Source organism: Streptosporangium sp. NPDC003464 (genome assembly GCF_053588315.1).
In genome coordinates this window covers 1-2,689 of the sequence record NZ_JBSFPS010000498.1, presented here as the reverse complement: position 1 = coordinate 2,689, position 2,689 = coordinate 1, and the positions used below count along the sequence as shown (strand labels likewise).

3 protein-coding genes are annotated in these 2,689 nt (G+C 73.8%); 2 read left to right on the top strand and 1 reads right to left on the bottom strand.

Annotated elements, in window-relative coordinates; all coding sequences use genetic code 11:
• Positions 1–105 precede the first annotated feature (105 nt).
• Both ACWDS7_RS47765 and ACWDS7_RS47760 read left to right on the top strand, forming a co-directional pair.
• Entirely contained in the window at positions 106–1,020 is a 915-nt protein-coding gene (locus tag ACWDS7_RS47765) for a TIGR03621 family F420-dependent LLM class oxidoreductase (protein ID WP_451934716.1), read from the top strand.
• Between the two features lie 38 nt (positions 1,021–1,058).
• A complete protein-coding gene (locus ACWDS7_RS47760; RefSeq protein WP_451934715.1) occupies positions 1,059–1,640 on the top strand; it encodes a histidine phosphatase family protein in 582 nt (193 codons plus the stop codon).
• A 94-nt stretch (positions 1,641–1,734) separates the two neighbouring features.
• Here the strand turns inward: ACWDS7_RS47760 and ACWDS7_RS47755 are convergent, their stop codons facing one another.
• Complete coding sequence (locus ACWDS7_RS47755; protein WP_451934714.1) at positions 1,735–2,493, bottom strand: hypothetical protein; 759 nt, start codon at positions 2,491–2,493, stop codon at positions 1,735–1,737.
• Positions 2,494–2,689 lie beyond the last annotated feature (196 nt).

Genomic DNA, 2,689 nt, shown 5'->3' with positions numbered 1-2,689 from the left:
GTCGCGCCCACCCGGCGAGGCCGGCCCCCGCTCCCGGGTTCCCCCGGCCGCCCGGCGCACCTAAACTTAGCAAGCGCTTGTTGAGCTTAGGCAGAGGGGGTTCCGATGGACCGCCCGTTCCGGTTCGCCGCCGTGGTCCGGGAGGCCGGGTCGGCCAGGGCCTGGGCCGACAAGGCGCGCCGCCTGGAAGGCTCGGGGTTCGACGTGCTGCTCGTCCCCGACCACCTGACCGGCCCCCGTTTCGCGCCGGTCGCGGCGATGACCGCGGCCGCCTGCGCGACCAGCCGCCTGCGGGTCGGCACCCTGGTCTTCGCCAACGACTTCCGGCATCCGGCCGTGCTCGCCAAGGAGGCGGCGACCGTCGACCTGCTGTCGGAGGGCCGCCTGGAGCTGGGTCTGGGCACCGGCTGGATGGCCGCCGACTACGCCTGCGCCGGGCTGCCGCTGGAGCCGCCCGGGGTCCGGGTGGACCGGCTGGCCGAGGCGGTCACCGTGCTCAAGGGGCTCTGGGCGGACGGCCCGTTCACCTTCCACGGCGAGCACTACCGGATCACCGATCTGGACCAGCACCCCAAGCCCGTCCGCCGGCCCCACCCCCGGCTGCTGCTCGGCGGCGGCGGCCCCCGCATGCTCGGGCTGGCCGCCCGCGAGGCCGACGTGATCAACCTCGGCATGCGGGTGCGGCCCGACGGCACCGGCCCCGACAGCATGGACGGCGGCCTGGAGGCGTTCCTCGCCAAGGTCGACGTGGTACGGCGGGCCGCCGCCGGCCGCTACGACCGGATCGAGCTCGGCACGAGCATCCAGCAGCTCGGCGTCCGCCGGCCGGACGAGCCGTGGAGCGCCGCCGACTCCTCCCGGCAGGACGAGACCCCCCAGGTGCTGCTCGGCACCCGCCAGGACATCGTGGACAAGCTCCGCTACTGGCGCGACACCCATGACCTCTCCTACTTCGTGCTCCACCACGAGCGCGATCTGGACGCCTTCACCCCGGTCGCCGAGGAGCTCGCGGGGCGCTGACCGGTCACCGCATGCCGTACCGGCATGATGGGGTCATCATGAACGAGATGCTTCTGCTGCGGCACGGCGAGACCGAGTGGAGCCGGGACGGGCGCCACACCGGACGCACCGACCTGCCACTGACCGACAAGGGCGACAACCAGGCGCGGGCCCTCGCCCCGCTGGTCAAGGGCCGGACGTTCGACCTCGCCCTGGTCAGCCCCGCGCTGCGGGCCCGCCGGACGGCCGAGCTGGCCGGCCTGACGGAATACGACACCGACCCCGACCTGTGGGAGTGGGACTACGGCGGCTACGAGGGCATCACCACCCCCGACATCCGCAAGACCCGCCCCGGCTGGTTCCTGTGGCGCGACGGGATCGTCCCCGGCGACGCCGAGCACCCCGGCGAGAGCGCGCAGGAGGTCGCCGCCCGCGCCGACCGGGTGATCGCCCGGGCCCGCGCGGTCGACGGCGAGGTGGTGCTGGTCGCCCACGGGCACTTCCTGCGGGTGCTGTGCGCCCGCTGGCTCGGCCTGCCGCCCGAGGACGGCCGCCTCTTCCGCCTGGACACCGGCACCTACTCCCGGCTCGGCCACGAGCGCGAGGAGCCGGTCATCCTCACCTGGAACGCTCCCGTCTGACCCGGTCGCGCGGCCCGGCCCCTCCCCGCCCCGAGGCGGCGGGGTCCGGGCCGCGCGGGTCCGGGCCACGCGGGTCCGGAGACGGCGCGTGAACCTAGACCGGTGAGAGCCGCGAGCCGGGGAACGGCGCGAGCAGGGTCTCCCGCCACGGACCGGCCAGGAATTCGCGGGAGCGTCTGCGCCAGTCGAGCAGCCGCGGGTCCGGCTCCGCCTCGTCGTCCAGGCCGAGCGCGGCGTCCCTGGCCCGCTGCAACGCCAGATGGTCCTCCAGCGACGTGCCCCAGAGGGTGACGACCTCGCTGTCGCAGAACAGCACCTCGTACAGGCCGATCGGCCGGTGGCCGTGGTCGGCCAGGACGGGCGCGCGCTCGCGCCGGACCGCGTCCAGGTAGTCCAGCGCCGCGCCGGGCCGCACCTGGGCGCTCTCGAACAGGTAGAACGGCGCCGCGTAACCCTCGGCGGTGATGTCGGCCAGCGCCGGGCTGCCGGCCACCGCGCCGAGCGGCCGGGAGAAGGCGGAGAAACGCAGGTCGTCGATGTCGGACAGGAAGAGCCTGTCGTCCACGCCGTCATAGATGTTCATCATCTGCCGCCAGCCGCCGTCCCAGCCACCGTGGCAGTCCCAGAGGGTGACGGCCCTGAACTGCGGATGGCCGGTGATGCCGACGGCGTAGAAGGCGCCCACCAGGTCGATCTCACGCGACCTGATCGACAGTCCCCTGGTCAGCTCGGGGGCGCCGAGGGTCTCGTCCTCTTTCTTGTAGCGCGTGAGCCAGGTCAGGTACTCCAGCGGCTTACGGGAGTTCATCGGCCGGAAGTCGACCTCTTCGATCAGGTAGATGCCTCGCCGCACGGAAAGCGCCTCCTCGGCCCAAGCGAATGCTTGGTTGGCAATCTAGCCGAGGAGCCGCACGCCGTACAGGCCGGAGCGCGTGGCGCGGGCGGTGCCACGCGTGGGAAGGCCCGTGCCGCACCGGCACGGGAAGGCACACGCGGCGCCCGGCCCCCGGCGCCGTCACCACGCGAAGGCCGGGTACGGTCACCGACCG